Source organism: Candidatus Omnitrophota bacterium, assembly GCA_028716245.1.
Taxonomy (GTDB): Bacteria; Omnitrophota; Gorgyraeia; order Gygaellales; family Profunditerraquicolaceae; genus UBA6249.
Genome location: JAQUQW010000008.1, coordinates 1 through 25,089, shown reverse-complemented (window position 1 = coordinate 25,089; position 25,089 = coordinate 1). Strand labels below are relative to the sequence as shown.

28 protein-coding genes and 2 pseudogenes are annotated in these 25,089 nt (G+C 44.3%); 29 read left to right on the top strand and 1 reads right to left on the bottom strand.

The window, feature by feature from the left end; translation table 11 throughout:
- The 11 genes and pseudogenes from PHG87_07645 to PHG87_07595 form a co-directional block, all read left to right on the top strand.
- On the top strand, nt 1–752 hold a 752-nt coding region (locus PHG87_07645; GenBank protein ID MDD5478047.1), incomplete at its 5' end, for a Sua5/YciO/YrdC/YwlC family protein.
- Nucleotides 749–1,255, top strand: a complete 507-nt coding sequence (gene rpiB, locus PHG87_07640; GenBank protein MDD5478046.1) for a ribose 5-phosphate isomerase B — start codon at nt 749–751, stop codon at nt 1,253–1,255. The genes PHG87_07645 and rpiB, both read left to right, overlap by 4 nt.
- The gene (locus PHG87_07635) at nt 1,252–2,499 is read left to right on the top strand and encodes a serine hydroxymethyltransferase (GenBank protein ID MDD5478045.1); all 1,248 of its coding nucleotides are present in this window, start codon (nt 1,252–1,254) and stop codon (nt 2,497–2,499) included. The genes rpiB and PHG87_07635 overlap by 4 nt, the downstream gene beginning before the upstream one ends.
- Before the next feature lies 1 nt (nt 2,500).
- Nucleotides 2,501–2,962 carry a cytidine/deoxycytidylate deaminase family protein gene (locus tag PHG87_07630; protein MDD5478044.1) on the top strand — a complete coding sequence of 154 codons (462 nt, stop codon included), beginning with the start codon at nt 2,501–2,503 and terminating at the stop codon, nt 2,960–2,962.
- A complete protein-coding gene (gene nrdR, locus PHG87_07625; GenBank protein ID MDD5478043.1) occupies nt 2,959–3,432 on the top strand; it encodes a transcriptional regulator NrdR in 474 nt (157 codons plus the stop codon). The genes PHG87_07630 and nrdR overlap by 4 nt, the downstream gene beginning before the upstream one ends.
- Nucleotide 3,433: 1 nt before the next feature.
- On the top strand, nt 3,434–3,847 hold the full coding sequence (locus tag PHG87_07620) for a bifunctional nuclease family protein (protein ID MDD5478042.1): 414 nt from the start codon (nt 3,434–3,436) through the stop codon (nt 3,845–3,847).
- 75 nt (nt 3,848–3,922) lie between these two features.
- Nucleotides 3,923–5,368, top strand: a complete 1,446-nt coding sequence (locus PHG87_07615; protein MDD5478041.1) for an HD domain-containing protein — start codon at nt 3,923–3,925, stop codon at nt 5,366–5,368.
- The gene (locus PHG87_07610) at nt 5,365–7,809 is read left to right on the top strand and encodes an AsmA family protein (GenBank protein ID MDD5478040.1); all 2,445 of its coding nucleotides are present in this window, start codon (nt 5,365–5,367) and stop codon (nt 7,807–7,809) included. Before PHG87_07615 ends, PHG87_07610 begins: the two co-directional genes overlap by 4 nt.
- Before the next feature lie 21 nt (nt 7,810–7,830).
- Nucleotides 7,831–8,247, top strand: coding sequence for a secondary thiamine-phosphate synthase enzyme YjbQ (locus tag PHG87_07605; GenBank protein MDD5478039.1), 417 nt, complete (start codon nt 7,831–7,833; stop codon nt 8,245–8,247).
- 148 nt (nt 8,248–8,395) lie between these two features.
- A pseudogene (locus PHG87_07600) lies at nt 8,396–8,752 on the top strand (macro domain-containing protein).
- Between the two features lie 138 nt (nt 8,753–8,890).
- Nucleotides 8,891–9,301: an NUDIX hydrolase gene (locus tag PHG87_07595; protein MDD5478038.1), complete on the top strand. Its 411-nt coding sequence runs from the start codon at nt 8,891–8,893 to the stop codon at nt 9,299–9,301.
- On the opposite strand, the gene PHG87_07590 is transcribed toward PHG87_07595, so the two are convergent.
- A complete protein-coding gene (locus PHG87_07590; protein MDD5478037.1) occupies nt 9,298–11,178 on the bottom strand; it encodes a DEAD/DEAH box helicase in 1,881 nt (626 codons plus the stop codon). The two genes, PHG87_07595 and PHG87_07590, sit on opposite strands and share 4 nt — an antisense overlap.
- Before the next feature lie 284 nt (nt 11,179–11,462).
- On the opposite strand from PHG87_07590, the gene PHG87_07585 reads away from it, so the two are divergent.
- The 18 genes and pseudogenes from PHG87_07585 to PHG87_07500 all read left to right on the top strand — a co-directional run.
- Nucleotides 11,463–11,690, top strand: a complete 228-nt coding sequence (locus PHG87_07585; protein MDD5478036.1) for a hypothetical protein — start codon at nt 11,463–11,465, stop codon at nt 11,688–11,690.
- 15 nt (nt 11,691–11,705) lie between these two features.
- Nucleotides 11,706–12,014 (top strand): annotated as a pseudogene (locus PHG87_07580) (DUF3786 domain-containing protein).
- A 7-nt stretch (nt 12,015–12,021) separates the two neighbouring features.
- Nucleotides 12,022–12,531, top strand: coding sequence for a thermonuclease family protein (locus tag PHG87_07575; protein ID MDD5478035.1), 510 nt, complete (start codon nt 12,022–12,024; stop codon nt 12,529–12,531).
- A gap of 12 nt (nt 12,532–12,543) precedes the next feature.
- Complete coding sequence (locus tag PHG87_07570; GenBank protein MDD5478034.1) at nt 12,544–13,584, top strand: chorismate synthase; 1,041 nt, start codon at nt 12,544–12,546, stop codon at nt 13,582–13,584.
- A 48-nt stretch (nt 13,585–13,632) separates the two neighbouring features.
- Nucleotides 13,633–13,890 (top strand): SpoVG family protein, encoded by a 258-nt coding sequence (locus PHG87_07565; protein MDD5478033.1) that lies wholly within the window; start codon nt 13,633–13,635, stop codon nt 13,888–13,890.
- Between the two features lie 51 nt (nt 13,891–13,941).
- On the top strand, nt 13,942–14,448 hold the full coding sequence (locus PHG87_07560; GenBank protein ID MDD5478032.1) for a shikimate kinase: 507 nt from the start codon (nt 13,942–13,944) through the stop codon (nt 14,446–14,448).
- Nucleotides 14,445–15,536, top strand: a complete 1,092-nt coding sequence (dprA, locus tag PHG87_07555) for a DNA-processing protein DprA (GenBank protein MDD5478031.1) — start codon at nt 14,445–14,447, stop codon at nt 15,534–15,536. Before PHG87_07560 ends, dprA begins: the two co-directional genes overlap by 4 nt.
- Nucleotides 15,533–17,521, top strand: a complete 1,989-nt coding sequence (topA, locus tag PHG87_07550) for a type I DNA topoisomerase (protein MDD5478030.1) — start codon at nt 15,533–15,535, stop codon at nt 17,519–17,521. Before dprA ends, topA begins: the two co-directional genes overlap by 4 nt.
- A gap of 2 nt (nt 17,522–17,523) precedes the next feature.
- Nucleotides 17,524–18,393 (top strand): tyrosine recombinase XerC, encoded by an 870-nt coding sequence (xerC, locus tag PHG87_07545; GenBank protein MDD5478029.1) that lies wholly within the window; start codon nt 17,524–17,526, stop codon nt 18,391–18,393.
- Nucleotides 18,394–18,403: 10 nt separating this feature from the next.
- Nucleotides 18,404–19,675: a 3-deoxy-D-manno-octulosonic acid transferase gene (locus PHG87_07540; protein ID MDD5478028.1), complete on the top strand. Its 1,272-nt coding sequence runs from the start codon at nt 18,404–18,406 to the stop codon at nt 19,673–19,675.
- A 13-nt stretch (nt 19,676–19,688) separates the two neighbouring features.
- Nucleotides 19,689–20,159, top strand: coding sequence for a transcription elongation factor GreA (greA, locus tag PHG87_07535; protein MDD5478027.1), 471 nt, complete (start codon nt 19,689–19,691; stop codon nt 20,157–20,159).
- Between the two features lie 7 nt (nt 20,160–20,166).
- Complete coding sequence (locus PHG87_07530) at nt 20,167–21,084, top strand: prenyltransferase (GenBank protein ID MDD5478026.1); 918 nt, start codon at nt 20,167–20,169, stop codon at nt 21,082–21,084.
- Complete coding sequence (locus tag PHG87_07525) at nt 21,084–21,560, top strand: nucleoside deaminase (GenBank protein ID MDD5478025.1); 477 nt, start codon at nt 21,084–21,086, stop codon at nt 21,558–21,560. The genes PHG87_07530 and PHG87_07525 overlap by 1 nt, the downstream gene beginning before the upstream one ends.
- Nucleotides 21,561–21,568: 8 nt before the next feature.
- Nucleotides 21,569–21,952 carry an OsmC family protein gene (locus PHG87_07520; GenBank protein ID MDD5478024.1) on the top strand — a complete coding sequence of 128 codons (384 nt, stop codon included), beginning with the start codon at nt 21,569–21,571 and terminating at the stop codon, nt 21,950–21,952.
- On the top strand, nt 21,946–22,668 hold the full coding sequence (locus tag PHG87_07515) for an anti-sigma factor antagonist (protein ID MDD5478023.1): 723 nt from the start codon (nt 21,946–21,948) through the stop codon (nt 22,666–22,668). Before PHG87_07520 ends, PHG87_07515 begins: the two co-directional genes overlap by 7 nt.
- A gap of 422 nt (nt 22,669–23,090) precedes the next feature.
- Nucleotides 23,091–23,363 carry a TMEM165/GDT1 family protein gene (locus PHG87_07510; GenBank protein ID MDD5478022.1) on the top strand — a complete coding sequence of 91 codons (273 nt, stop codon included), beginning with the start codon at nt 23,091–23,093 and terminating at the stop codon, nt 23,361–23,363.
- A 3-nt stretch (nt 23,364–23,366) separates the two neighbouring features.
- The gene (lpxK, locus tag PHG87_07505) at nt 23,367–24,428 is read left to right on the top strand and encodes a tetraacyldisaccharide 4'-kinase (protein MDD5478021.1); all 1,062 of its coding nucleotides are present in this window, start codon (nt 23,367–23,369) and stop codon (nt 24,426–24,428) included.
- Nucleotides 24,382–25,089: hypothetical protein (locus tag PHG87_07500; GenBank protein ID MDD5478020.1), on the top strand; the 708-nt coding region annotated here is incomplete at its 3' end. The genes lpxK and PHG87_07500, both read left to right, overlap by 47 nt.

Below are 25,089 nucleotides of genomic sequence, written 5' to 3'. Positions count from 1 at the left end.
TGAAAGCCAAAGGACAGGGCAAGGTGGGGTTGCGTATGCCGGATAATCCGGTGGCATTAGAAATTATTTTCCAATCAAAAACCGCCTTGGCCTGCCCGTCGGCAAATATTTCAGATAAACCCGCTCCGGTTGATCTTGAGCAGGCGATTAAAGATTTGGATGGTTTGGTTGACCTGGCTGTTGACGCCGGCTCGACAAAATTGGGGAAAGAATCTACTGTCGTTGATTTGACGGTTGAGCCTCTGCGGATAGTCAGAAGCGGGGCAATCAAAGATGAGGAAATATTGACAGCCGCTAAAACCAAAAAAGTGCTTTTTGTCTGCACGGGAAACTCCTGCCGCTCGGTAATGGCAGAAGCGTATTTAAAGAAAATTTTAAAGAGCCAGGGCAGGACCGATGTGGAAGTAGATTCAGCCGGGATGATCGCGCTTGACGGTATGGGCGCCACTGAAGAGACGCGTGAAGTATTGGCCAGAGAGGGGATGGATGTCCTGGCGCATCGGACCAAAAGAGTAACCAAAGAATTAGTGGATGAATCGGATATTATCCTGGTCATGGAAAAAATACATGAGGAGAGGATTTTGCAATTCGCGCCGGAAGCAAAAAATAGGCTTTTTTTATTGAAGGAATTTGCTAAAATAAATGACAGTAATTTGAATATTGCCGACCCCATCGGAGGAACTTTTGAGTTTTACGGAGAGATCTTTGCCACCATTAAAGATGCCGTAGAAAGGATAAGTAAAATTATATGAGTAAGCTATTGATTGCTTCGGATCACGCCGGATTTAGTTTAAAGGAAAAGTTAAGGGCCTATCTTGAGAAAAAAGGAATAGGGGTAAAGGACTTGGGTACTTATTCCAAGGACCGCTGCGATTACCCGTTATACGCTTATGAATTAGCCAGGAATATTTCTTCAGGAAAATACAAGCGCGGAATACTTATTTGTAAAAGTGGAATTGGTAATTCCATCGTTGCCAACCGCCTGCCGGGTGTGCGCGCCGCGCTCTGCCATAATATTACCATAGCCAGGTTAAGCCGGGAGCATAACGACAGCAATGTTTTGGTTTTAGGTTCAGCTTTTGTAAAAGCGGATTTGGCCAAAAGAATTATCGCAGTATGGCTAAATACCAAGTTTTTGGGGGGAAGGCATTTAAAGAGGGTGAAACTAATCAACCGTATTGATAAAAAAATAACACCCCGCGCTTATAAGGAATTGCGCGGGTGTGCCCGTGTGGGCAAGGAGTGTACAAAGTGAAACATTTAAAGCAGACTGATCCGGAAGTTTTTGCCGCGATTCAAAATGAAGTAAGGCGCCAGAATGATAACTTAGAGATGATTGCCTCGGAGAATTTTACCTCGCTGGCGGTTTTAGAGGCGCAGGGCTCGGTGTTGACCAATAAATATGCCGAAGGCTATCCCGGCCGGCGCTGGTATGGAGGATGCGAATACGTGGATATTGTCGAGACCCTGGCGATTGAGCGGGCCAAAACAATCTTTGGCGCAGAGCACGCCAATGTCCAGGCGCATTCCGGCTCGCAGGCAAATATGGCGGTATATTTTGCGGCGATTAATCCGGGAGATACCGTCTTAGCCATGGATTTAGCCGCCGGAGGCCATCTTACCCACGGGCATCCGCATAATTTTTCCGGAAGATTTTTTAAGATGGTTGGCTATGGGGTCGACCGCAAAACCGAAAGCTTAGATTATGATGTAATTCAGGAGTTGGCTAAAATTCATAAGCCAAAAATGATTTTAGCAGGGGCCTCAGCCTACCCCAGGACAATCGATTTTAAAAGGTTCCGCCAGATCGCCGACAGCGTCGGAGCGTATTTATTTGTGGATATGGCCCATATCGCCGGCTTAATTGCGGCGGGGCTTCATCCGTCGCCTGTGCCTTACGCGGAGTTTGTTACTTCTACCACGCACAAAACTTTACGCGGGCCCCGCGGCGGTTTTATTTTGTGTAAAAAAGAATTTGCCAAAAAAATTGACAGCCAGATTTTTCCCGGAATTCAGGGCGGGCCCCTGATGCACGTAGTCGCGGCCAAAGCTGTGGCATTTGCCGAAGCCCTGACCCCGGAATTTAAGCAGTATCAGGTTCAGCTGGTTAAAAACGCCGCGGAGTTGGCGGATTCTTTGGAGAAAAAAGGTTTCCGGATTGTTTCCGGCGGCACGGACACCCATTTAATGCTGGTGGATTTAAATGCCAAGAATACCACCGGAGCGGATGCCTCAAGAATTCTGGGGGAAGTTAATATTACAGTGAATAAAAACCTGATTCCCTTTGATGAAAAAAGTCCGACAGTAACCAGCGGTATCCGTTTAGGGACTGCCGCGGTGAGCACACGCAAGATGAAAGAGGCAGAGATGCAGAAAATCGCCAGCTTAATCAATGAGGCGCTGGAAAGTCAGGCAGATCCGCAAAAATTAGCCCGGATCAAAAAAGAGACAATTGCTTTAACCAAGAAATTCCCATTATACCCGGAGCTGTTAAAATAAAATGAAAAAGAAAATAATTACGCATAAGCGGCCAAGCTGGGATGAATATTTTTTAGAGATGGCCAAGTTGGTTTCCAAAAGGTCCACCTGTTTACGCCGCAGCGTGGGGGCTGTTTTGGTCAGGGATAAAAGAATCCTGGCTACCGGTTATAACGGGGCACCCAGCGGCCTGAAACACTGCATCGAAATAGGCTGCATCCGCCAGAAATTAAAGATTCCATCTGGAGAGCGCCATGAATTATGCCGCGCCCTGCACGCGGAGCAGAATGCTCTCATTCAGTCTTCCTTACACGGAATAAGCGTTAAAGGCGCCACCTTGTATTCTACGACCCAACCCTGCGTTATCTGCGCAAAGATGCTGATTAACGCCGGGATAAAAGAGATTGTCATTACCCACGGTTATCCGGATAAGATGTCGATGGATTTATTAAGGCAGGCAAAAATCAAGATAAGAAAAATATGAGATGCCCGTTTTGCGGATTTAAAGAAGATAAAGTTGTTGATTCCCGGGCTACAGCCGAGGAGTCGGCAGTCAGGCGCAGAAGGGAATGCCTGAAGTGCGGCAAGCGGTTTACCACCTATGAATATGTCGAAGAAAATTCCTTGTTGGTGATTAAGAAGGACGGCAGCCGGCAGGCATTCGACCGTAAAAAGATCTTGGCCGGGATAATCCGGGCCTGCGAGAAAAGGCCGGTGAGCGTGGAGAAGATGGAGGATGTGGTTACCCAGGTTGAGCGCCTAATCCAGAAGAAAAACGACCGGGAAGTCGCGGCAAGTAAGATTGGAGAATTGGTAATGGAGAGGCTTAAATTCATCGATGATGTTGCTTATGTGCGTTTTGCCTCAGTGTACCGGCAGTTTAAAGATGTTGGCCAGTTTATGGTGGAATTAAAAGACATTCTAGACAAGGATAAGAAGAAAAAAAGGACCTAAAATGATTGAGATGGAGTTGAATAAAATTGTTATCGATGAAAAAAGGCATGATCAGCTGATTGCCTTAAAAGAAAAAGGGGGCTCCAGGGTCCTGCCGATTGTCATCGGCTTGAATGAAGCCTCGGCTATAAAATTAAAGATCAGCGGTTTTAATCCTCCGCGGCCTTTAACCCACGATTTAATCTTTACGATGCTTAATGACCTTGGGGCAACCGTGGAGAAGGTGATCATCGATAGCCTGGAGGAAAATACCTTTCATGCCAAGATTATCGTTAAGACTTCCTCCGGGGAATCAAAGAGTATCGATGCCCGGCCAAGCGACAGCATCGCTCTGGCAGTCCGGTTCCACGCTCCGATCTTTGTGGAAGATTCGATTGTTCAGCAGTATGAGGCGTTCAATAAGGATAAGCAGTAATTTAAATTTGTATGCTTAACTCACTCAATACTTGTTCGTTACACCCACAAGTATTTCGCTAGATCAAAACATAAGGTGCTCAAGTTCAGCGAAAAAGATGAAAATATTTTAAGGCCGGTTTATAATTTTGCCAAAGCCAAGAAAGTAAAATTATATCTGGTCGGCGGAGCTTTGCGCGATTTAATTTTAAAGCGGAAAAAAGAAAACCCGGATTTTGATTTCTGCTTAAGAACCGGCGCCCTGAATTTTGGCCGCAAGCTGGCCCAAGAGCTAAAAGCCGCCTTTGTAGTTTTAGATGAGGAGCACGCGGCTTGCCGGCTGGTAAAAAGGATAGAAAATAAACTCTACACCTTTGATTTTACAGATTTCCGCGCTCCGGTTTTAGAAAAGGACCTCCTGCACCGGGATTTTACGATCAATGCCATGGCTTTAGAGCTGGGCAATGTTTTTTCAGGCAAAGATTTAAGCGCCGCAATTATTGACCCTTATTCCGGAAGGGATGATCTTGGGCGAAAAGTAATCAAGGTCACCGGCAAGAATTCTTTTACTGAGGATCCGCTCAGAATTCTTCGCGCCTTTAGTTTTAGCTGTATGCTGGATTTTAGCCTGGATAAAGAAACTTTACGCCTGGCCAAAAAAGAAAAAAACAAGATTAGCCTGGTATCCAGTGAACGGGTGCGCGAAGAGTTATTTAAGGTTTTTGACAGCTTGACAGCCCATGCTTCTTTGGTGATCCTGGATAAGCTCAAGATTTTAGAGATTATTTTTCCTGAAATAAAGCCGATGCGCGGGATCGGCCAGGGGCCGTATCATCACCTGGATGTCTGGCAGCATACTTTGGAAACATTAAATCAGTTCGAATTGATTTTAAAAACAGTTAAACAAAATTCCGATATAAATAATTATCTTGAGGAGGAAATTTCCGGTTTGCGCAAAAGATCAAGTTTGTTAAAGTTAGCCTGTATTTTGCATGATGTGGGTAAGCCGGCAGCCTTGCGCCGGGAAAAAGGCAGGATTATTTTTCACGGCCATGAAAGAGTGGGCTTAGGTTTAACCCGCCTAATCTCCCGCAGGTTAAAATTATCCAATGAGGAAGGCCGCTCTTTAGAGCGGATTGTGCTTTGGCATTTACGGCCCGGGTATCTGGCGGATAATCCGCATCCCAGCCAGCGGGCAATCTTCCGTTATTTTCGCGATACGGGAACCGATGCCTTAGCCGTGCTTTTATTATCCCTGGCTGATCAGCGCGCCACCAAAGGCCCGCTGACCACAGCGCTTTCGCGTATCCGCCATGAGAAAATCGTTAAATCCTTGATCCGTAAATTATTGAAGAAGAAAAAAGAAAAGAAAGCGGTCCGCCTGCTTAACGGCAACGATATTATGGGTAAATTTAAATTACCGGCATCTCCTTTGATCGGCACAATCCTTGAGGTGTTGGAGGAGGCCCAGGCTATCGGTAAGATCAAGGATAAAAAAGAAGCCCTGGAGTTAGCCGCTAAAATTATCAAGAAGGGAAAATGAAGAAATTCATCATCATCGCGCTGATTTTGTTTTTGGCCTTTACCGCCGGCATAATCTACCTGAATAAAGTAATTTTCCCCGTAAAAATAAAAGCCCTCATCATTTCCGCGCTGGAAAAACAGACCGGCGCAAATGTCAGCTTAAAATCCGCGGAGTTTAGCGTATTCAAAGGTCTGGTCTTAAGTGACCTGGTTATTTCCGACAGCCAGAATGTAATTTTAAGCGCCCGCCAGGCAAACTGCAGTATTTTTATCTGGCCTATTTTTAAGAAACAGATTATTATTCCCGGCATAAACCTTAAAAGCCCGTATATCTTTTTAGAGCGCAGGCAGGATGGGAGTTTTAATTTAGAGGATTTATTTAAACCTGCCCCTCCTTCCGCGAAAAAATCGGATTTCAGCATTTCTGTTTTTAAAATCAGCGTATCTTCCGGAGATGTCGTTTTTCAGGATGATACACTGTCAGCCGGCTTCAAGAAGGAGGTCAAGAACATCCAATTTAATCTTCAACTGGGCCTGCCGGTAAGCCTGAAGTTTAATTTTAAAGGTGAAATTGCCAATAACCCGTCTGTTTTCATCAATGCCAGCGGCGAATATAAAATCCTGGACCGCAGTTTAGCCGCCAACATTACAATTAAAAACCTGTCTCCTAAAGAATTTCAAGCTTATTACAGTAATTTAGGCGATCTGGTTTCCGGGTCAGTGGATTTGCAGGCGCAGATTAATTTTAAAGATCCGCTGCTGCAGGCAAATATTACCGCTAAAGGCAATGATTTGGTTTTGGCAAAAGATAAATTAGAAGCCAGGTTCAATTCCAGCTTAAAAAGTAAAATTGTTTATAACCTGCAGACTAAAGGGGTTACCTTTGACGGAGCCTGCGATATCCTGCAGGCCGATATTTCAGGTTTAGGGGTTTTGGGAGATATAAAGAACCTGCGCGGAAAATTTGATTTTAACCAGCGCTCTTTAGCCGCCGATAGCCTCAAAGCTGAACTCTTGGGCATGCCTTTTGAGATTAAGCTGGGTATTAAAGATTTCAATACTCTGGTATTAAATATAGATACCGATTTAAATTTAAGTTTTTTACCAATGATCGCCAAAGAAAAATTTAATTCTACCCTGATTAATTCAGCCGGCGGCAAAGCCGCTTTATCCATTAAGGCGTATCCGGATAAAAAAGGAGCCTGGGAGCTAGAAGGGGCCTTAAAGATTAAAGAAGCGAATTTAAAATTCGATAAGCAAAAAAACCCTGTGGAGAATATTGCTTCATCCATCGAATTTAGCCGGCAAGGGCTTAACTGGACGGATACGAGTTTTAAATATCAAGGGATAAGTTATCAGAGCAGCGGAACATTATCTGATTTTAGGGCTCCCGGCGTTAACCTGAAACTTTTTTCCGAAGGCTTATCCCTGGCCGCGGATTTTAATTTATCGGACAGGAAAATAAAAGTAAATCAGTTTAAGGGTAAATACCTTGATTCGCAGTTTTCAATCAGCGGCAATATCGATAACTCTGATTCCGCCAATCCCCGGGTGGATTTAGGCGGGGATATTAATTTTGAACTGAGCAGCTTAGCCAAGATGCTGGAAAAACAATATCCGGCGATAACCTCGATGCATCCGGCGGGACAAGTGGATGCGCAGTTTAATTTAAAGGGCAATCCGCGTAACTTCAAAAACTGCTACTTAGAGGCAAAATTGGCCAGTAGTAAGTTTTCCCTTTACGGCTTAAACGCGCAAAATTTAGCCCTGGATTTTTTACTGGATCAAAAGATAGTAAAGATACCCGCCTTAAGCATTATTCTTTATGACGGGTTGATCGAGGGCATCGGCGCCCTGAATCTTGATACTGCTAATCTTCCTTATCAATTAGAGTTAAAAGCCAGCGGAATTAAACTGGAGAAACTCAAAGCGGATACCGCCTCCAAAAATAAGAAGATTTCCGGGACATTGCTTGGTGGACTGAAGCTTAGCGGTTATGCAAATGACATCAATAAACTCGAGGGAAGCGGCCGTTTTTCTATCCTGGAGGGTGATCTTTGGGAGTTTAACCTGCTTCAGGGGTTAGGCAAGCTTTTGTTTGCCAAAGACCTGGGGAGTATTAAGTTTTCCGAATGTACTTCGGATTTTCTGGTAAAAGATAAATTTGTTTATACGGATAACCTGAAATTAAAAAGCAATGTCGTCAATTTTTCCGGGCCGGTAAAAATAGGTTTTAACGGTTCCCTGGAAGGCGCTTTGGATGTGGAGGTCTTAAGTGAAATGGTCCCGGTAAGCGGGACATTCAAGGATATTACTACCGCCATTATCGGCCAGGCGGGGAAATTCGCTTCCATTAAATTAAGCGGAACGCTTAAGGAGCCAAAATACAGTTTTAAGCCGGCGGTAACCAATATTATTAAAGGGTTAACCGATGTTCTGTTTGGAAATAATTTTCATTAAAATAGCGGGAAGGAGGCTGCCATGAAGGTTTTTACCCAGGAGTTATTTTTTAATACGAAAAACCGGCAGGAGTTTATTAATATCACGGATCAGGTCCAGCAGGCTTTGGCCAGAAGCCAGATCAAAGAAGGGCTGTGTTTAGTTAACCCGATGCATATTACTGCCAGCGTCTTTATCAATGATGATGAAAGCGGGCTGCACAAAGATTTTTCCGCCTGGCTTGAAAGGCTGGCGCCGTATGGCTTAGATAAATACCAGCATAATCTTACCGGGGAAGACAACGCCGACGCGCATTTAAAGCGCACGATTATGGGCAGGGAGGTGGTCGTGGCAATAACCGCCGGCAAATTTCATTTTGGGCCATGGGAGCAGATTTTTTACGGTGAGTTTGACGGCCAGCGCAAGAAGCGGGTTTTGATTAAGATAATTGGTGAATAATTTTTGTTCCATTCTAATTTTGTGGCTTTGTCTACGTGCGCTGAAAATTTTCTAATGCGCGCTCCGTCAAAGCCACAAAATTAGCCGAGATTAAATTATTACTCAAGGAGTTATTGTGAAAATTAAAAATACGGAAATTAAGGTGGTAATGGGGGACATTACTGAATTGCCGGCCGATGCTATTGTGAATGCCGCGAATAATAAATTGCTGATGGGAGGCGGAGTTGCCGGGGTAATTAAGCGAAAAGGCGGTCAAGTTATCGAGGATGAGGCGGTAAAAAATGGCCCCATTGAAATCGGGGAGGCAGTTGCAACCGGCGCCGGAAAATTGCCGGCAAAATACGTGATTCATGCCGCTACCATGGGGATGGATTTTAAGACCGATGAAATTAAAATTCGTAATGCCTGCCGCAGCGCATTAAATTTAGCCAAGGAATTAAAAATCAGTTCGATCATTTTTCCGGCCTTAGGCTGCGGCACCGGAGGTTTCGCGTTATTGGCATCGGCCAAGATTATGGCCCAGGAGCTCTTAAGGCATTTACGCCAAACAGAGGGGACAACGCTAAAAGATGTGGTTTTTTGTTTAAATAATCAGGAGGCAGTCACTGTTTTTAATAAAGGAGTTTTGGGTTATCTGGAATATGTGACCACCAAATTATCCGGCGGGCCTTATGTTACCGTGGATGCAATTATCGAATTATCCGAAGGGATCGTCATTATCCAGCGCAGTAACCCGCCTTTTGGCTGGGCGCTGCCCGGTGGTTTTGTGGATTACGGGGAGAGCCTGGAGGATGCGGTAACCAGGGAGGCCAAAGAAGAGACTAACCTGGATTTAACTGAAGTCCAACAGTTTCATACTTATTCTGATCCCCAGCGTGACCCAAGATTTCATACTGTCGGCACGGTTTTTATTGCCAGAGCCAAAGGTACGCCCAAAGCCGGAGATGATGCCGCGGGTTTAAAAATTATTAAATTAAGCGAAATTAAGGATATCGATTTTGCCTTTGACCACAAAAAGATCCTCGGGGATTATCTTAAAACAAAGAAGGTTTAGCCTTCGCGCAGCTGTTTCTCGGCGTCGACAATATCGCGGTTAATAACGCGGATGGTTTCTTTGATCTTATCTTTAAGCAGGTAGGAGGCAATCGGGGCTTGGGCAATTTCTCTTAAGACCTGCACGCTCATTCGGAAATATCTCACCACTTCACCTTCATCGCAATCCGTCATCTGCAGAGTTTTATCAAAGCTTGTTCCGCGCAGCCAGGCCTCCATACAGGAACACAGGTGAAAATAAGGGAGTTTACTGAAGGGATAAATTTTATAACGGCGTTCTTTAGCTTTGATCATGTCATAAACTTCTTCACAGGTTCTTTTAAGGTGTTGGGTCGATTTTGAAATATGCAGGGGCATGCGCTGATTTTTACGCGGATCAAAAACTACTGCTGCCGCCACAACTCCTAATCCAAACTCATCTAACTGCTCAAGTATATTCTGATCGTATAATTCCGCCAAAACCAATTCATAACCGTAAACTGTTTTGGCAAATTTCCCTTTTTCCGTAAGCTTACCGTCATGAATATAATTGGCTTCTTTAAGTAATCTTAGTTTTGCTTCCAGAAGGTTAAGCGCCTGTTTCTGTTCATTTTTGCGCGACTGAAAGTAATGTAAGGAGAGGGGGTAAATCTTAAATAAATCCTCCTGGTATTTTTCGTAGAGATTAAGCATGGTAGCATAGGAAGTATTAAGCTGGCTTTTTACCTCCTCGGGTTTACCGTAGATTATCCTGCGCACTTCTTCAAGGGTCATTCTTTGGGTGTTAACCCGTGTGTAAACAAATCCCTCTTTATCGATGCCCCGCCTTCCGGCGCGTCCTGCCATCTGATAAAAATCGCGCGTCTTTAAATTGCGCACATAAGTGCCGTAAAATTTACGCAGGCCGTCAAACATTACCGAGCGGCTGGGCATATTTATCCCCAAGGCGAATGTTTCGGTGGTGAAAATTACTTTAAGCAGGCGGCTGGTAAAAAGCCTTTCAATTACTTCCTTTAGTGTGGGCAGCATGCCTGCGTGATGATAGGCAATGCCACGCTGTACCAGTGGATAAAGGACCTGCGCCGATTCCTCATTTTTTAAATCAAATCTCACCAGGAGATCTTCGTATAGCTGGGTGATGGCGCGGCTTTCTTTGGCGTCTAAGAATTTGAATCCGTATAATTCCTGGGCCAGTTCTTCGGCGCGCTTGCGGCTGAAAACAAAATAAATTGCCGGCAGGCCGTCATTGTTGCGCAGGTAATCGATTAGCGCACTTAACCTGTTGGGCTTGCTTGAGCGGATGCGTTTAAGGTGTTCGATTTTATCGGCAATCTCGTTTTGGCACTGGAAGAGAAAATGCAGCGGCACCGGCCGGTTTTCTTCAATGACTACCTTGACGGTTTTATCGTGGATGGATTCAATCCATTTGGCAAACTGTTCGATATTGGGGATCGTCGCCGATAGCCCCAAAAGATGCATATGTTTGGGCAAAAAGATCAGAGATTCTTCCCAGACTGTCCCGCGTTCGGGATTATCGATATAATGGATTTCGTCAAAGATGATCCAGGAATATTTATCCAGGTTCTGGGGTTCATCCAGGAGTTTATTGCGGAAAATCTCGGTAGTCATGATTAGGACCGGAGCATGCGGGTTAATCGAAACATCCCCGGTTAAAATCCCGATATTATCCTGAAATTGCCCCTGAAAGTCGCGGAACTTCTGGTTGGACAGGGCTTTGATCGGGGCAGTGTAAATTACCCCTAAATTATTGCGGATAGCGTCATTGATAATATGCTCGGCGATTGCGGTTTTGCCGGCTCCGGTAGGAGCCGATACTATCACCGAATGGCCGTTATTTATGTGGTCTATGGCTTCCTGCTGAAAACGGTCGTAAATCATATTTCCATTATAAGCGAAAATCCCTCAACCGCAATATAATTATCTTTTCGATTTCCGTCTTTTGCTTCCGGCGCGAAATTTTTCGCCGTGTGCTGCGGCTTACGGCTCCTTTCGGCAGCGCAGTGTTCCTTACGCGTAATGATATTGCCTGCACTCGCCGTAATTCCTTGCACACTTTCAATAGTTAGGAATGCCGAAAAATTTCTAATGCGCCTCCAGCAAAAGACGGAAATCGAATGCGCAAAATCATTGATTTATCTTAATAAAAATAATATAATAAAACCATGGGATATGAGGTTGCGCTTAAGAAATCGTGGGAAGATTTAGCTAACCTTAAGGCGCCCAAGAATTTATCAGTAAAGTTTTTGGCGGATGAGTATACTATAGATAGCGCGGCTGAAAAAATTCTTTCTCTGTCGTGCAACGCTCCGGCAAAAGATTTTGTGAGCATACTGATTTTGCATTATTTGGCGCAAAAACTAAAAGGTTTGCCGGTTTTAAGCAGCCAATGACTTACTTTTAGAGAGCTCTCCGGGGTTGAAGGCTATTATGATGCTTATCGCAAGCGTTCGATTGAGCCGATAATCCGTAAATACGGCAAGAGCTCGGATGCCATTAAAGATGTTTTGAGCAGATTGCCGGGAAAAATTTCAGCCGGCGGTGACATAAGTATTATCCTCGATGCTTTTACCAATGTCCCGGTGTTGATTAAATTGTGGAAGCAGGATACGGAGTTTGGCCCTGATGCCAATATGTATTTTGACGCGAGTATAAAAAATATTTTTTGCACTGAAGATATTGTAGTATTAGCGCAAATGGTTAGCAGCCAACTCTAAAAATAAAATGAATAAGAAGATTATCTTTTCACTGTTTTTAATGGTTTTAGTTATAACGGGTTGCCAGGCATCCTCCGGCAAGGATTATGCTTATAGCAATATTTTAGTGACTCGGGCAGTAGATGGGGATACGCTGGTATTGGAAAACCGGGAGCGGGTGCGTTTGATCGGAATCGATACCCCGGAGATGCATGAATCGAATAAACTCTACCGCGACGCGCAGCGTTCAGGGCAGGATGTTGAAGCAATCAAGCGGTTGGGCAGGCAGTCTTATGCATTTACTAAAAAACTTGTCGAAGGAAAGCGGGTAAGATTAGAGTTTGACGTAGAAAGATATGATAAATATAAAAGAATCCTGGCCTATGTTTATTTAGAGGATGGGACATTTGTAAATGCCAAGATTGTGGAGGAGGGCTATGCTTCGTTAATGACTTATCCTCCGAATGTGAAATACGCGGATTTATTTTTAAAATTATATCGAGAGGCGCGCCAAAATCAGCGCGGGCTCTGGAAATAGGGGGAGGTATTTATGCTAAGGTGTTTAACCGCAGGTGAATCGCATGGAAAAGGAATGGTTGCTATTTTAGAAGGGATTCCCGCCGGACTGAAGGTAGATGCGGCAGCGATAAATAAAGAATTAAAACGCAGGCAGTCCGGGTTTGGCCGCGGCCGGCGCATGCAGATAGAGAATGACCGGGCGGAGATTGTCTCCGGATTAAAAAATAATCTTACCCTGGGCAGCCCGGTTACTTTGCTGATTAAGAATAAAGACGCAAGCATTGAAAAATTGCACAAGGTTATGGCTGCCCGTCCGGGGCATGCGGATTTAGCCGGGTTATTGAAATACGGTTTTACGGATATTCGGGAAGTATTGGAGCGGGCTTCAGCGCGCAGTACAGTAGCTACCGTGGCCATAGGAGTTTTATGCAAGCGGCTTCTGAATGAATTTGGAATTATCATTACCAGCAAGGTATTGTCGGTTGGCGGCGAGTGTACCAAACAAGGAATAATTGCCAGGATAAATGAGGCGATTGATAATAAAGATACGGTCGGCGGGGTGTTTGAGGTAGTTGCTAAAAATGTTCCGGTAGGCCTGGGAAGTTATGTGCAGGCTGACCGCAGGCTGGATAGCCGCCTGGCCGCAGGTATCATCTCTATTCCGGGAGTGAAATCTTTTGAGGTTGGCTTGGGCCTGGGGTATGCGGTGAGTTTTGGCTCTGAAGTCCATGATGCAATTTATTATAATAATAAAAAAGGCTATTTTCGTTCGACGAATAATGCCGGCGGTATCGAGGGCGGCGTATCTAACGGCCAGGAGATTGTTTTGCGCGGCTGTATGAAGCCGATCTCCACCTTGATGAATCCGCTGGATTCGGTAAATATCCAGACCAAAAAACCGGCTAAGGCCGCGGTTGAGCGTTCGGATATCTGCGTAGTTGAATCTGCCGGTGTTGTGGCGGAATCGGCAACCGCCTTTATTTTAGCTGAGGCTTTTCTAGAAAAGTTTGGTTCTGATTGTTTGCAAGATATAAAAGAAAGTTATAAAAATTATTTAAAGAGAATCCGTTAGATTCTATCGCCTCTTTCGTCTATTGGTGTAAGAAGGAGGTGATTTAGGATGCAAGACAATGCAATCAGCGTCAGCCGCATCTATAAGCTGGATACCGATTCCAAGCTTAAGGCTTTTGCGGATGTTTCATTTTCGGGAGTAGTGATCAAAGGTTTTAGCGTGGTCAACGGAGAAAAAGGGTTATTTGTGAGTATGCCGCGCCATCAAGGCAAAGATGGGAAATGGTATAACACGGTTTATCCTTCGACCAAAGAGCTCAAGCAGCAGTTGAGTGAAGTTGTTTTGGAAGCGTATAAGGGCAGCTAAGAGATCAGGGACGGTTCTTTTTATTTTTTAAGAACCGTCCCTGTATAAAATATGAATATTTATCTTGTCGGATTTATGGGTACGGGAAAAACTACTGTTGGCCGGCTGTTGGCCGCGCAGAAGAAATGGAATTTTATCGACCTGGATGAATTAATCGAACTGAAAGAGCAGCGCAGGATCGTCGATATTTTTGCTAAAGAGGGTGAACCGTATTTCCGCAAGATTGAGAAAAAATTCTTAAAGCAGGTCTCGACCCAAAAAAAGTTTGTCGTGGCCTGCGGCGGAGGAATAGTTTTAGATAAAGACAATATTAAGCTGATGAAAAAAACCGGAGTTTTGATCTGTCTTTGCGCTAATTGCGAGGAGATCTTAAAGAGGGTTTCCTCCAGCAACCATCGGCCGATCCTGAACGTGGCAAAACCCAAGGAACGTATTGAACTTTTGTTAAAGATGCGCGCGCCTTATTACGCGCAAGCTGATAAGACAATCGATACCTCCGGTCTTTCAGTTAAACAGGTAGTCGCCAAGATTTCCAAAATACTCGCCGCCAAAAAATGAATGATTTCGAGTCTTTGGTAAGTTTAAATATTATCCCGCAAATCGGAAGCGCGCGGCTGGAGAATTTACTTAAGGTTTTCAAGAAGCCTGAAGCGATATTTAAAGCCAAGCGTAACGATTTAGCTGAGGTAGTGGGTGAGAAGACAGCTGAAAGCATTGTTTCTTTTGATTGCCGGCGCCTGGAAAATGATCTGGCTTTAGCAAAAAAGGCGGCCTTAAAAATTATTACGCTCTTTGATCAGGATTATCCGCAAGCTCTTAAAGAAATACCCGGCTCACCGATTGTGCTTTATGTTTTAGGCAGTATAATTGCGCAGGATAATTTAGCGATCGGTATTGTTGGTTCGCGCCAAGCTTCGTTTTACGGATTAAACCAGGCGGAAAAATTTGCCGGACAATTATCCGCTCAAGGAATAACGATTGTTTCGGGGATGGCAAGAGGAGTGGATACCTGCGCGCATCGCGGAGCGCTGAAAGTAAAAGGCCGCACGATCGCGGTGATGGGCAGCGGTTTTAGCCATATCTATCCGGCGGAGAACGCGGATTTAACCAGAGATATTGCTTTATCCGGAGCAGTGGTTTCTGAATTTCCCATGGAAACAAAGCCATTAGCGCAGAATTTTCCCCGGCGTAACCGTTTAATCAGTGGTTTAAGTTTGGGTGTTTTAATCACTGAAGCCGCCAGGAATAGCGGGGCGTTAATTACGGCGGATTTTGCTTTAGAGCAGGGCAGGGAAGTTTTTGCTTTACCGGGAAGGATTGATTCCCGCGGTTCAACCGGAGCTAACGCTTTGATTAAGCAGGGGGCAAAATTAGTTACCTGCTGCGATGATATCCTGGAGGAATTGAATTTAGCTGTTGTTGATAAAAAAGAAACAAATATTTCGGTAGCAAAACAAGAGGTTGAATGCGCAAAAGAGGAAGGGATGCTTTATGAATGTATTGGTCCGCAGCCGGTGGCAATCGATGATTTAGTGGAAAAGACTTCTTTGCCTATTAGCCAGGTGTTGAGTTTAGTTTTAAAATTACAGTTTAAGAAATTAATTAGAGAATTGCCGGGTAAACAATTTATGAGGAATTATAATTGAGTAAAAATCTGGTTATCGTTGAGTCGCCGACCAAGGCTAAAACCATCGGCAAAATCTTAGGCCAAGACTATACCGTAGTTTCTTCAATGGGCCACATTATTGACCTGCCGGCTAAAAGGCTGGGTGTGGATGTGGAAAATAAATTTGAGCCGGAATATGTCGTTATCCCCGCCAAGAAAAAATTATTAACCCAGCTGAGGAAAGAAGCCAAGACAAAAGAAAAAATATATGTGGCTACCGATCCTGACCGGGAAGGCGAGGCGATTGGCTGGCAGATAAAAGAGAAGGTCTTTAAAGGTAAAGATGTTTTGCGCGTAAGTTTTCATGAGATTACTCCGCAGGCGGTGGCTGAAGCTTTTAAAAGCGCCCGGGAGTTTGACACTAAAATGATCGAGGCCCAGGTCGGCCGCAGGGTCCTAGATAGGCTTGTCGGATATTTTTTAAGCCCCTTACTGTGGAAAAAACTTGCCCGCGGCTTAAGCGCCGGTCGCGTGCAATCGGTGGGATTAAGGTTAATCGTAGAGAGGGAGCGGCAAATTCAGAAATTTGTTGCCAGTGAATATTGGGAGATCGTTGCGGAATTATTCAAGCCTAAGGTTTCCGGAGAGAGCCATTTTTGCGCCAAACTTGAAAAAATCGACGGTCAGAAAGCAGAGATTAGCCGACAACAAGATGCGCAGGGTATTTGCGACCAGTTAAAAGATAAAGAATTTAAAGTTTTAGAGATTAAAAAAACAGAAAAAAAGCGTTATCCTCCGGCCCCGTTTATTACCAGCACCATGCAGCAGGAAGCGTTTAATAAGCTCCGGTTTAATGCTTCCAAGACCATGCTGGTGGCCCAGCAGCTTTATGAAGGTATAAATATCGGAGAAGATAATCCGGTGGGCCTGATTACTTATATGCGTACGGATTCTCCGAATGTCGCTAGCGTTGCAATCCAGGAGGTGCGTGAGCATATTGGCAGGAGTTTTGGTCAAGATTTTCTTCCGGATAAGCCGAATGTCTTTAAAGCCAAGAAATCCGCGCAAGAGGCGCATGAGGCAATCCGGCCAAGTTATGTTGGCCGTTCTCCGGAGAGCCTGAAAAATTTTCTTAATCATGACCAGATACGGCTTTACGAACTTATCTATAACCGTTTTTTGGCCAGCCAGATGAAACCTGCGGAATTTTTAGCTACCGCTGTGGATATTACGGCGGATAAATATTTATTTGTTGCCAATGGGAGCTATCTTTTGTTTGAGGGATTTTTGGCGGCTTATAATAGGAGTGAAGATGAGGAAAAAGAAGATGAGGAAAAAGAAAAAATCAAAAATGTGATCCCTCCGCTTGAACAGGGGGAAGTCCTGGGTTTAGAGGCGCTTACTCCTTCGCAGCATTTTACCAAGCCGCCGGCAAGGTATTCGGACAGCTCACTAATTAAAGCTTTGGAAGAAGAGGGTATTGGCCGGCCTTCGACATACGCGCCGATTATCTATACGATTATTCTGCGTGATTACGTGCGCCGGATCAAAGGATACCTTAATCCGACGGAACTGGGCTTTAAGGTTAATGATATGCTGGTGGAATATTTTCCCAGGATCCTGGATCTTAAGTTTACCGCGCTTATGGAAGAGGAGCTGGATGAGATTGAAGAAGGCACCCTTAACCGCCAAAAAGTTTTAGAAGATTTTTACGCGCCTTTTAAAGAGAGTTTGGATTTTGCCCAGGCAAATATTGTCAAGGAAGTGATTATTACCGACCAGGTTTGCGATAAATGCGGTAAGCCTCTGATTGTGAAGTGGGGCAGGCGCGGTAAATTTTTAAGCTGCTCCGGTTTCCCTAAGTGCAAGAATTCTAAATCCATTACTTCAGGGGTTAAGTGCCCTATTGAGAATTGCGGCGGAGAATTGATTGAACGCCATTCTAAACGCGGGGTTTTCTACGGCTGCTCAAATTTTCCCAAGTGCACATTTACCTCGCGCACTTTGCCAGAGGATAAAGAATAATTATGGAGAAGTACATTGAAAAGTTCGTGCGGTATTTAGAAATTGAAAAAAATTATTCTCCTTATACGATCATAAATTATAAATTAGACCTTGAGGGGTTTAATAAGTTTATCACCGGCGCTGATCTTGAGAAGATCGACTATTTGATGCTTAGGAAATATTTGGCGGTTTTAAAGGAAAAAAACTTAGGCAACCGTACTGTCGGCCGCCGGCTTTCTTCATTGCGCAGTTTTTTTAAATTTCTTACCCGCGAAAGCTATATTAAAACCAACCCCATGCTGATGCTCTCCAGCCCCAAATTGGAAAAGCACCTGCCGTCCTTTATGACCGAGGAGGAGGTTTACAAACTAATTGAATCGGCTCATGGCAAAAATAAAGATGATCTTTTGGGTTTACGCGACCGGGCGATCTTAGAGGCGTTTTATTCCAGCGGGTTGCGTATTTCGGAATTGGTAGGATTAAACCTGGATGATATTGATTTTATCAGCGGGATTCTTAAAATCAGGGGCAAAGGCAAAAAGGAAAGGATCGTCCCAATGGGAGAAACAGCGCTTTTGGCTATCCGCAAGTATTTGGATAAAAGAAAAAAACCGGCCGATGCCGTATTCCTGAATAACAACAGCCGGCGCATTACCACCCGCGGCGTGCGTTATGTTTTGGTGAAATATTTGAAGGCAGCCGGAATCAAACCGGGAGTTTCCGCCCACACCTTCAGGCATTCATTTGCCACGCATCTTTTAAACCGCGGCGCAGACCTGCGCACAGTGCAGGAGCTCCTGGGCCATGCGAATTTATCGACCACGCAGATTTATACGCATTTAACCACCGAGAAATTAAAGAGTGTTTATGATCAGGCGCATCCGCACGCCTAAAGTTTGAGTTATGTTTATAATTTATGATTTAATATTTTTTATTTTTTCGCTGATTTATCTTCCTTTATATTTATTCCGCGGGAAATTTCATCAGGGATTCGCCAGGCGCCTGGGCAGCCTGCCGCAGGATTTAAATTTGGATCGGCCGATCTGGATTCATGCTGTAAGCGTGGGGGAAGCCGTTGCCATAAAAGGATTGGTCAGCCAGTTAAGAGAAACTTATCCGCAGAAGAAAATAGTTATCTCTACCGTAACTGCCACGGGAAATAAGGTCGCTGGAGGCCTGGTCAATTCCGGCGACTTTTTAACTTACCTTCCTTTAGATTTTAGTTTTATCGTCAGCAAGGTTTTAAAAAAGATTAACCCTTGCGTGTTTATTATCGCTGAAACTGAAATCTGGCCGAATCTGATCAGCTGCCTTTATAAACAGAGGATACCGGTGATTACGGTCAACGGCAGGATTTCCGACCGTTCTTATGCCGGATATTCTGCGATCAAATTATTTATCCGGACAATATTGAGAAAAGTTAACCGATTCTGTATGCAGTCAGAGGCTGACGCCCTGCGTTTACAAAATTTAGGAGTAGAAAAACAGAATATTCAGGTTACGGGAAATGTAAAATTTGATATTGACCTGGAAGAGTCTTCGGCAATAAATGTTTTGGCATATCGGCAAAAATTATGGCTTGGCCAGAATGATAAATTACTGGTTTGCGGAAGTACGCATCCAAGAGAGGAAGAGTTAATCTTTAAAGCTTATGCGCAGCTTCTGATTGTTTTCCCTGAATTAAAACTCCTTATCGCGCCCCGGCATCCGCAGCGCAGTAAAGAAATTGCCAGCCTTGCAACAGGCAAGGGTTTTATGCCGATTTTTATTTCCAGTATTACCGGCGCATGCCCAACCTGTATTAATAAAGCTATATTTATACTCGATGTTATCGGCGAGCTGTTTAATTATTATTCTGCTGCCGATATCGTTTTTATGGGCGGAAGCCTGGTTAAGAAAGGCGGCCATAATATTCTTGAGCCGGCCAGCCTGAAAAAACCGGTAATTTTCGGGCCGTATATGTTCAACTTCCGGGATATCAGCGAACTTTTCCTGAAAAATAAAGGGGCACTTATGGCGCATGATTGCGAAGAGTTGGTCGCCAAAATAAAAGAGATTTTAGGTAGCCCTTTTGCGGCCAAAGAAATGGCGCAGCGGGGTTATGGATTGATTATCGCCAATAAAGGCGCGACACTGAAAAACATTCAGGTTATTCAACGGGTGTTGTCTAGGTAGACAAGGAGCCAATATGAGCGGTGAAATTTATCTGACGCAGGAAGGTTATGAAAAATTATCCAGCCAACTGGAACAATTAAAAACAGTTAAGCGCCGGCAGCTCTCTAAAGCCGTGGGTGAGGCAAGAAGCCACGGTGACATTAGCGAAAACGCCGAGTATGATGCGGCAAAAGACGCCCAGGCCCATAATGAAAAACAGATTATGGAACTAGAGGGGAAGCTGGCGCGTGTCCGCATTCTGGATAAGAATATACCCAACGATGAAGTTTTGATCGGGGCAACGGTAAAGTTAAAGGATATGGATACGGATGAGGAATTGGAGTATACTTTGGTTTCCGAGCTTGAGGCGGATTATAATCAAAATAAAATTTCGGTAAGCTCTCCGGTAGGGCAGGGGTTATTGGGGCATAAGGAAAACGAAATTGCCGAAATTAAGATTCCTGCCGGAATCCTAAAATATAAAATAATCAAGATATCGCGTTAACTAAAATATGGCAAGGCTAAAATACTGGTTATTGCTTTCCCGGGTTCCCTTTTTAAGCGTGACAGTCCTGCCGTATATTTTGGGCGCCTTACTTGCCGGGTATCTTGCGGGAAGATTCAGCTGGGCGATCTTTTTACTGGGATTGAGCGGAGCTTTGCTTGTGCAATTAGCTGCGCATTATAGCGGAGAGGTCTATGATCTTAAAGAAGACCGCCTAAGCATAACTTTAGAGAAAAATTTTTTTAGCGGCGGCAGCCAGGTGTTGGTAGAAAATATCATTGCGCCTAAAAGAGTAAAGGTCTTAACCGGCCTGGTTATTTTTCTGGCATTAGCGGTAGGATTAATTTTACAGTTTTATTTTAATACCGGTAAGTGGACTCTATTGTTAGGTATTTCGGGGATAATCTGCGGATTTTTTTATTCCAAGCCGCCTTTGCGCTGGGTAAGCCGGGGGATCGGGGAAATTTTCATTGCTTATGCCTTTGGCTGGTTAGCGGTAAATGCGGGTTTTTATATCCAGGCAGCCCGTTTTGATATCCTGGCGGCATTAATTTCTCTTCCGGCTGCCGGTACTGTGGTGAATATAATATTGATTAATGAATATCCGGATTATCCGGCGGATATCCAGGCCGGTAAACTTAATTTATTGGTGCGCATAGGCAAAGCCAAAGGGGCCCTTCTTTATACTTTGTTAGTTGTTTGTTCTGCGGTTACGTTTTTTTGGGCGATGGCTTCAGGGTTTCCGTTGATAAGCGGGATTTTTTATTTTCCGGTATTTGTCCTTGGGTTAATATTAGCCGGCGGGATGTTAAAAGGAGAATATAAAGACAAGCAGAAGCTGGAAAAAATGTGCGGCTTGACGATCATTGTAAATTTAGGGACATCCTTGAGCTGTATATTGGGTTTGTTGGTAAGAAAGGTTTGATGAAAAAACAGGATTTAAAATTTATGCGCCTGGCGATAGCGAAGGCAAGACAGGGGGTAAAAAAAGGCCAGACCCCTTTTGGCGTCTGTATTGTAGAGAAAAATAAAGTTATTGCCTCTAACCATAATCTTGTTTGGAAGGATACGGATATTACCGCCCACGCTGAAATTACCGCCATTCGTTCTGCTTGTAAGTCGCTAAAAAAGATAGATTTATCCGGCTGCACTATTTATTCTACCTGCGAGCCCTGCCCGATGTGTTTTTCCGCCTGTCATTGGGCCAGGATCTCACGGGTAGTTTTTGGCGCCGGGATAAAAGATGCCAAGAATTTTGGTTTTAATGAGCTGGCAGTTTCTAATTTAAAATTAAAAAGGTTAAGCAAAAGCAAAATTAAAATTACCCCGGGATTGTTGGCAAAAGAGAATATCGCGCTTTTTAAATTTTGGCAGAAACAGGCTGAAGCAAAAGCCTATTAGGGTGCTTAATGTATAAGGTTCAGGTTACGCACAATCAGGATTTAGCTTTTACGGTTAAGGCAGGGGAAAGCGAATTCATTATCGACGCAAAGGGCAAGGGGTTGACTCCTCTGGATGCGCTTTTAGCAGGGGTAGGCAGTTGCCTGGGTGTATATATCCGTAAATACGCGCAGGGATCCAAATTAAACCTGGAGAATTTTAAGCTAAATGTTTTTGCGGAACTTTCCAATGAATCTCCATTTTCTTTTCGAAAAATCAATGTGGATATAGATTTAAAAAATTCCGGGCTGGATGAGCGCAGGCAGAAGGCCCTGCTTGAATTTATCAAGAATTGTCCGGCGCATAATACTCTCAAAGGCAACCCGCTAATCGAATTTAAACTAACATGTTAGAGATAAAAGCAAGGCAATCAGGAAATATCGTTATTTTGGATTTAAGCGGCCGCATCGATGTTGATTCGGCTAACCTGGTGGAAGTAGTTGGCCAATGCGTGCGCGACGGGTACACCGATATTCTTTGCAACCTGGAGGATGTTGAAGCGATAGATTATATGGGGGTATCGGTTGTGATCATTGCTTATAAAGAGGTGATTAACCACCGGGGCAGGATGAAATTTGTAAATATCCCGGCGCATCTTAAAAGGGTATTTGCGATCTCCGGCACCGACAGGGTAATTGAGATCTATGCCAGCGAAGATTTGGCGCTAGACAGTTTTAAGGAAGACAAGATTATCGAGAATATCAAGAAGATGCAGCTGCGCCGCAGGTTCAAGCGCCTGCCCATCGATTTGAAAATAGAATTAAAATCCAAAAAAGAGGATTCTCCGGCATGCCTTAAGGTTGACATAATTAACTTAAGCGCGGTGGGCGCCTTCATCTTTGGCTGCGCTAAATTCAAGCTTGGGGATGAAGTTCTGCTTAAGATGAAGCTTGCGCCAAAAAATGAGGAGTTGGAACTTGAGGCGGTCGTCGTCTGGGTCCCGGATAAAGAAGTCCAGATGCACGAGTATCCGGGGATCGGGGTGGAATTTCGCAATATCTCTACGGTCAACCAGCAAAAATTGATTGAGTTTATCGACCGCAACCTTTCCTTCAGGCCCTCGGATTAATCTAAACATACTAATAATAATTCGCTTTCCGTCTTTTGCTTCGGCACGAAGATTTTCGCCGTGTGCTGCGGCTTACGGCTCCTTTCGGCAGCGCAGTGTTCCTTACGCGTAATGATATTGCCTGCACTCGCCGTAATTCCTTGCACACTATCAATAGTTAGGAATGCCGAAAGTCTTCTAATTGTGCCTACAGCAAAAACCGGAAATCTTGTAAATTAGCATATTCTTAGCGGGTGACGATGACTGGGTTCGACGACGCTCCAGGCGGAGGAGAAACAGTCATCGGCAGGACCCGCGTAAGCCAATAAATTTCATATCCCATTGCCATTCTTAAGTTTTTACCTTTGAAATCATTTGCCTGGATGCTCCTTATATGATATCATATTTTGTTAACATACGTATATTAGAGAGGAGAGTTAGAGATGAATTGGGAGGTCTTTGTTGCTACCTTTGGAGCGGTATTTTTCGCGGAATTAGCGGATAAGACGCAATTAGTAGGTATTGGCATGGCAGCCAAAACCGGCAGGCCGGTAACTGTTTGGTTAGATTCGGTGAGCGCCTATATTGTCGTTACGGTGATTTCAGTCTTTCTGGGGGCGCTGATGGCAAAATTTATCCGGCCGGATTTGATCCGTTATGTTGGCGCTTCCATGTTTATCGTTATTGGATTCTTAATGCTGTTTAAGGTGATTTAAGTTATGCTTTCACCGAGAGAATATCTTTATAATCTGGTTAGCTACAAGATTAATGGCCCTTTGGCGGTATTGTTAAGAAGTTTTTTATTTGCGCTTTCTTTTGTTTACGGTTTAGCAGTAGTCATTCTGACGTGTTTCTATAGAATAAAGCCGGTGCGTTTTGGCGCCAAAGTAATTAGCGTCGGGAATATTACTCTGGGCGGGACAGGCAAAACTACTTTTGTCGAATATTTAGCCGGTAAGCTAAGTTCGCAAGGCAAAAAAATTGTGGTCTTAAGCCGGGGCTATAAACGGGATACCGGAAAACAAGGGGCCCAAAGCATAGGCGATGAACCGGCAATGCTGCAGAAAAAACTTCCGTTTATCCGGGTGATTGTCGATAAAAACAGGGTAAGAGCGGCTTTTAAAGCAGTGAGGGATTATGCGGCAGATACCTTGATCCTGGATGACGGCTTACAGCAGTGGCGGATATTCAAAGACCTGGAGACAGTGACTATTGATGCGGCCAATCCGTTTGGTAATTACCGCATGCTGCCGGCCGGATTTTTACGGGAGCCTTTAAGCGCGTTAAGGCGCGCGGACATTTTTGTATTGACTCAAGTTGGTGCTGATCAGGACACCGCTGAACTTTGCGCTAAATTAAGGGGTATAAACTCTCAGGCTTTGATCGTAGAGTCAATGCATAAGCCAGAAGGGTTTAGCAATATATCCGGTCCCGATGGTTCTTTAAGTTTGGATTCTTTTAAGGGCAAGAGTGCAGCGGTATTCTCCGGTATCGGCAATCCGCAAGGGTTTGAGGATTGTGTCTCTTCGCTGGGAATTAGGATCGCAAAAGCATTCAGGTTTGTCGATCACCATGATTATACGCAGGCAGATATTGATAGTATTATCAAAGCAGCGCGCCAAATGAATTTAGCTGCCATCATTACTACGCAGAAGGATGCCGTAAAGATCAGGGAGTTGCAAATTTGGGGGGCAGCTATAGTGGCCCTGGATATAAAACTAAGCATAACTAAAAATGAAACAGAATTTAATCGCAGATTACTTAATTTGTATTCTCTTTAGGGGTTTAAGTTTTTTTACCTATTTTGTGCCCTTAAATTTCAGCCTTTTCTTAGGCAGGAGGCTGGGAGACCTTATTTATTTATTTGACAAGCGGCACCGGGCTATTGCTTATGCCAATATCAGAAAGACGGTTGCGGATAAATTTGATTGCGCATCCAGCGCCAGGATTACCCGCAAAGCCTATCAGGCTTTTGGCCAGAACATAATCGAGATTTCAATTATCCCGCGCATAAATAAGCGGTATCTTGAAAAGTATATCCATATCGAAAATAAGGATAATATCCAGGCAGCTTTTAAAAGAGGCAAGGGGGTAATTTTTCTGATTGTGCACGAGGGTAATTGGGAGCTTTCCAATATTATTTGCGCGAATTTAGGTTTTCCTTTTGTCCTGTTTGTCCGCGATCAGGGTTTTCCCAGGTTAAATGCCCTGCTTAATTCTTACCGGCTTAAGCAAGAGGCAATGATTATCCACAAAGACGGCGGAGGCCGCCAGTTGATTGAGGCGCTAAAAAGTAATCAGGCGGTAGGTATGACCGTGGACCAGGGTGGTAAAAGCGGCCAGATAGTTAAATTTTTCGGCAGGCAGGCTTCAATGTCGGTGGGGGCGGTGAAACTGGCGTTGAAATACGATTGTTCGATAATCCCTGTTTTCTATACACGG

What these genes read in the sequence shown, in the direction of transcription:
- dprA (MDD5478031.1), top strand. Translation starts at nt 14,445, where the DNA reads ATGAATGATTTCGAGTCTTTGGTAAGTTTAAATATTATCCCGCAAATC.
- PHG87_07510 (MDD5478022.1), top strand. Translation starts at nt 23,091, where the DNA reads ATGAATTGGGAGGTCTTTGTTGCTACCTTTGGAGCGGTATTTTTCGCG.
- PHG87_07515 (MDD5478023.1), top strand. Translation starts at nt 21,946, where the DNA reads ATGTTAGAGATAAAAGCAAGGCAATCAGGAAATATCGTTATTTTGGAT.
- PHG87_07520 (MDD5478024.1), top strand. Translation starts at nt 21,569, where the DNA reads ATGTATAAGGTTCAGGTTACGCACAATCAGGATTTAGCTTTTACGGTT.
- PHG87_07530 (MDD5478026.1), top strand. Translation starts at nt 20,167, where the DNA reads ATGGCAAGGCTAAAATACTGGTTATTGCTTTCCCGGGTTCCCTTTTTA.
- PHG87_07560 (MDD5478032.1), top strand. Translation starts at nt 13,942, where the DNA reads ATGAATATTTATCTTGTCGGATTTATGGGTACGGGAAAAACTACTGTT.
- nrdR (MDD5478043.1), top strand. Translation starts at nt 2,959, where the DNA reads ATGAGATGCCCGTTTTGCGGATTTAAAGAAGATAAAGTTGTTGATTCC.
- PHG87_07585 (MDD5478036.1), top strand. Translation starts at nt 11,463, where the DNA reads ATGGGATATGAGGTTGCGCTTAAGAAATCGTGGGAAGATTTAGCTAAC.
- PHG87_07565 (MDD5478033.1), top strand. Translation starts at nt 13,633, where the DNA reads ATGCAAGACAATGCAATCAGCGTCAGCCGCATCTATAAGCTGGATACC.
- PHG87_07570 (MDD5478034.1), top strand. Translation starts at nt 12,544, where the DNA reads ATGCTAAGGTGTTTAACCGCAGGTGAATCGCATGGAAAAGGAATGGTT.
- PHG87_07610 (MDD5478040.1), top strand. Translation starts at nt 5,365, where the DNA reads ATGAAGAAATTCATCATCATCGCGCTGATTTTGTTTTTGGCCTTTACC.
- rpiB (MDD5478046.1), top strand. Translation starts at nt 749, where the DNA reads ATGAGTAAGCTATTGATTGCTTCGGATCACGCCGGATTTAGTTTAAAG.
- PHG87_07590 (MDD5478037.1), bottom strand. Translation starts at nt 11,178, where the DNA reads ATGATTTACGACCGTTTTCAGCAGGAAGCCATAGACCACATAAATAAC.
- lpxK (MDD5478021.1), top strand. Translation starts at nt 23,367, where the DNA reads ATGCTTTCACCGAGAGAATATCTTTATAATCTGGTTAGCTACAAGATT.
- PHG87_07525 (MDD5478025.1), top strand. Translation starts at nt 21,084, where the DNA reads ATGAAAAAACAGGATTTAAAATTTATGCGCCTGGCGATAGCGAAGGCA.
- PHG87_07540 (MDD5478028.1), top strand. Translation starts at nt 18,404, where the DNA reads ATGTTTATAATTTATGATTTAATATTTTTTATTTTTTCGCTGATTTAT.
- greA (MDD5478027.1), top strand. Translation starts at nt 19,689, where the DNA reads ATGAGCGGTGAAATTTATCTGACGCAGGAAGGTTATGAAAAATTATCC.
- PHG87_07575 (MDD5478035.1), top strand. Translation starts at nt 12,022, where the DNA reads ATGAATAAGAAGATTATCTTTTCACTGTTTTTAATGGTTTTAGTTATA.
- PHG87_07605 (MDD5478039.1), top strand. Translation starts at nt 7,831, where the DNA reads ATGAAGGTTTTTACCCAGGAGTTATTTTTTAATACGAAAAACCGGCAG.
- xerC (MDD5478029.1), top strand. Translation starts at nt 17,524, where the DNA reads ATGGAGAAGTACATTGAAAAGTTCGTGCGGTATTTAGAAATTGAAAAA.
- PHG87_07620 (MDD5478042.1), top strand. Translation starts at nt 3,434, where the DNA reads ATGATTGAGATGGAGTTGAATAAAATTGTTATCGATGAAAAAAGGCAT.
- PHG87_07630 (MDD5478044.1), top strand. Translation starts at nt 2,501, where the DNA reads ATGAAAAAGAAAATAATTACGCATAAGCGGCCAAGCTGGGATGAATAT.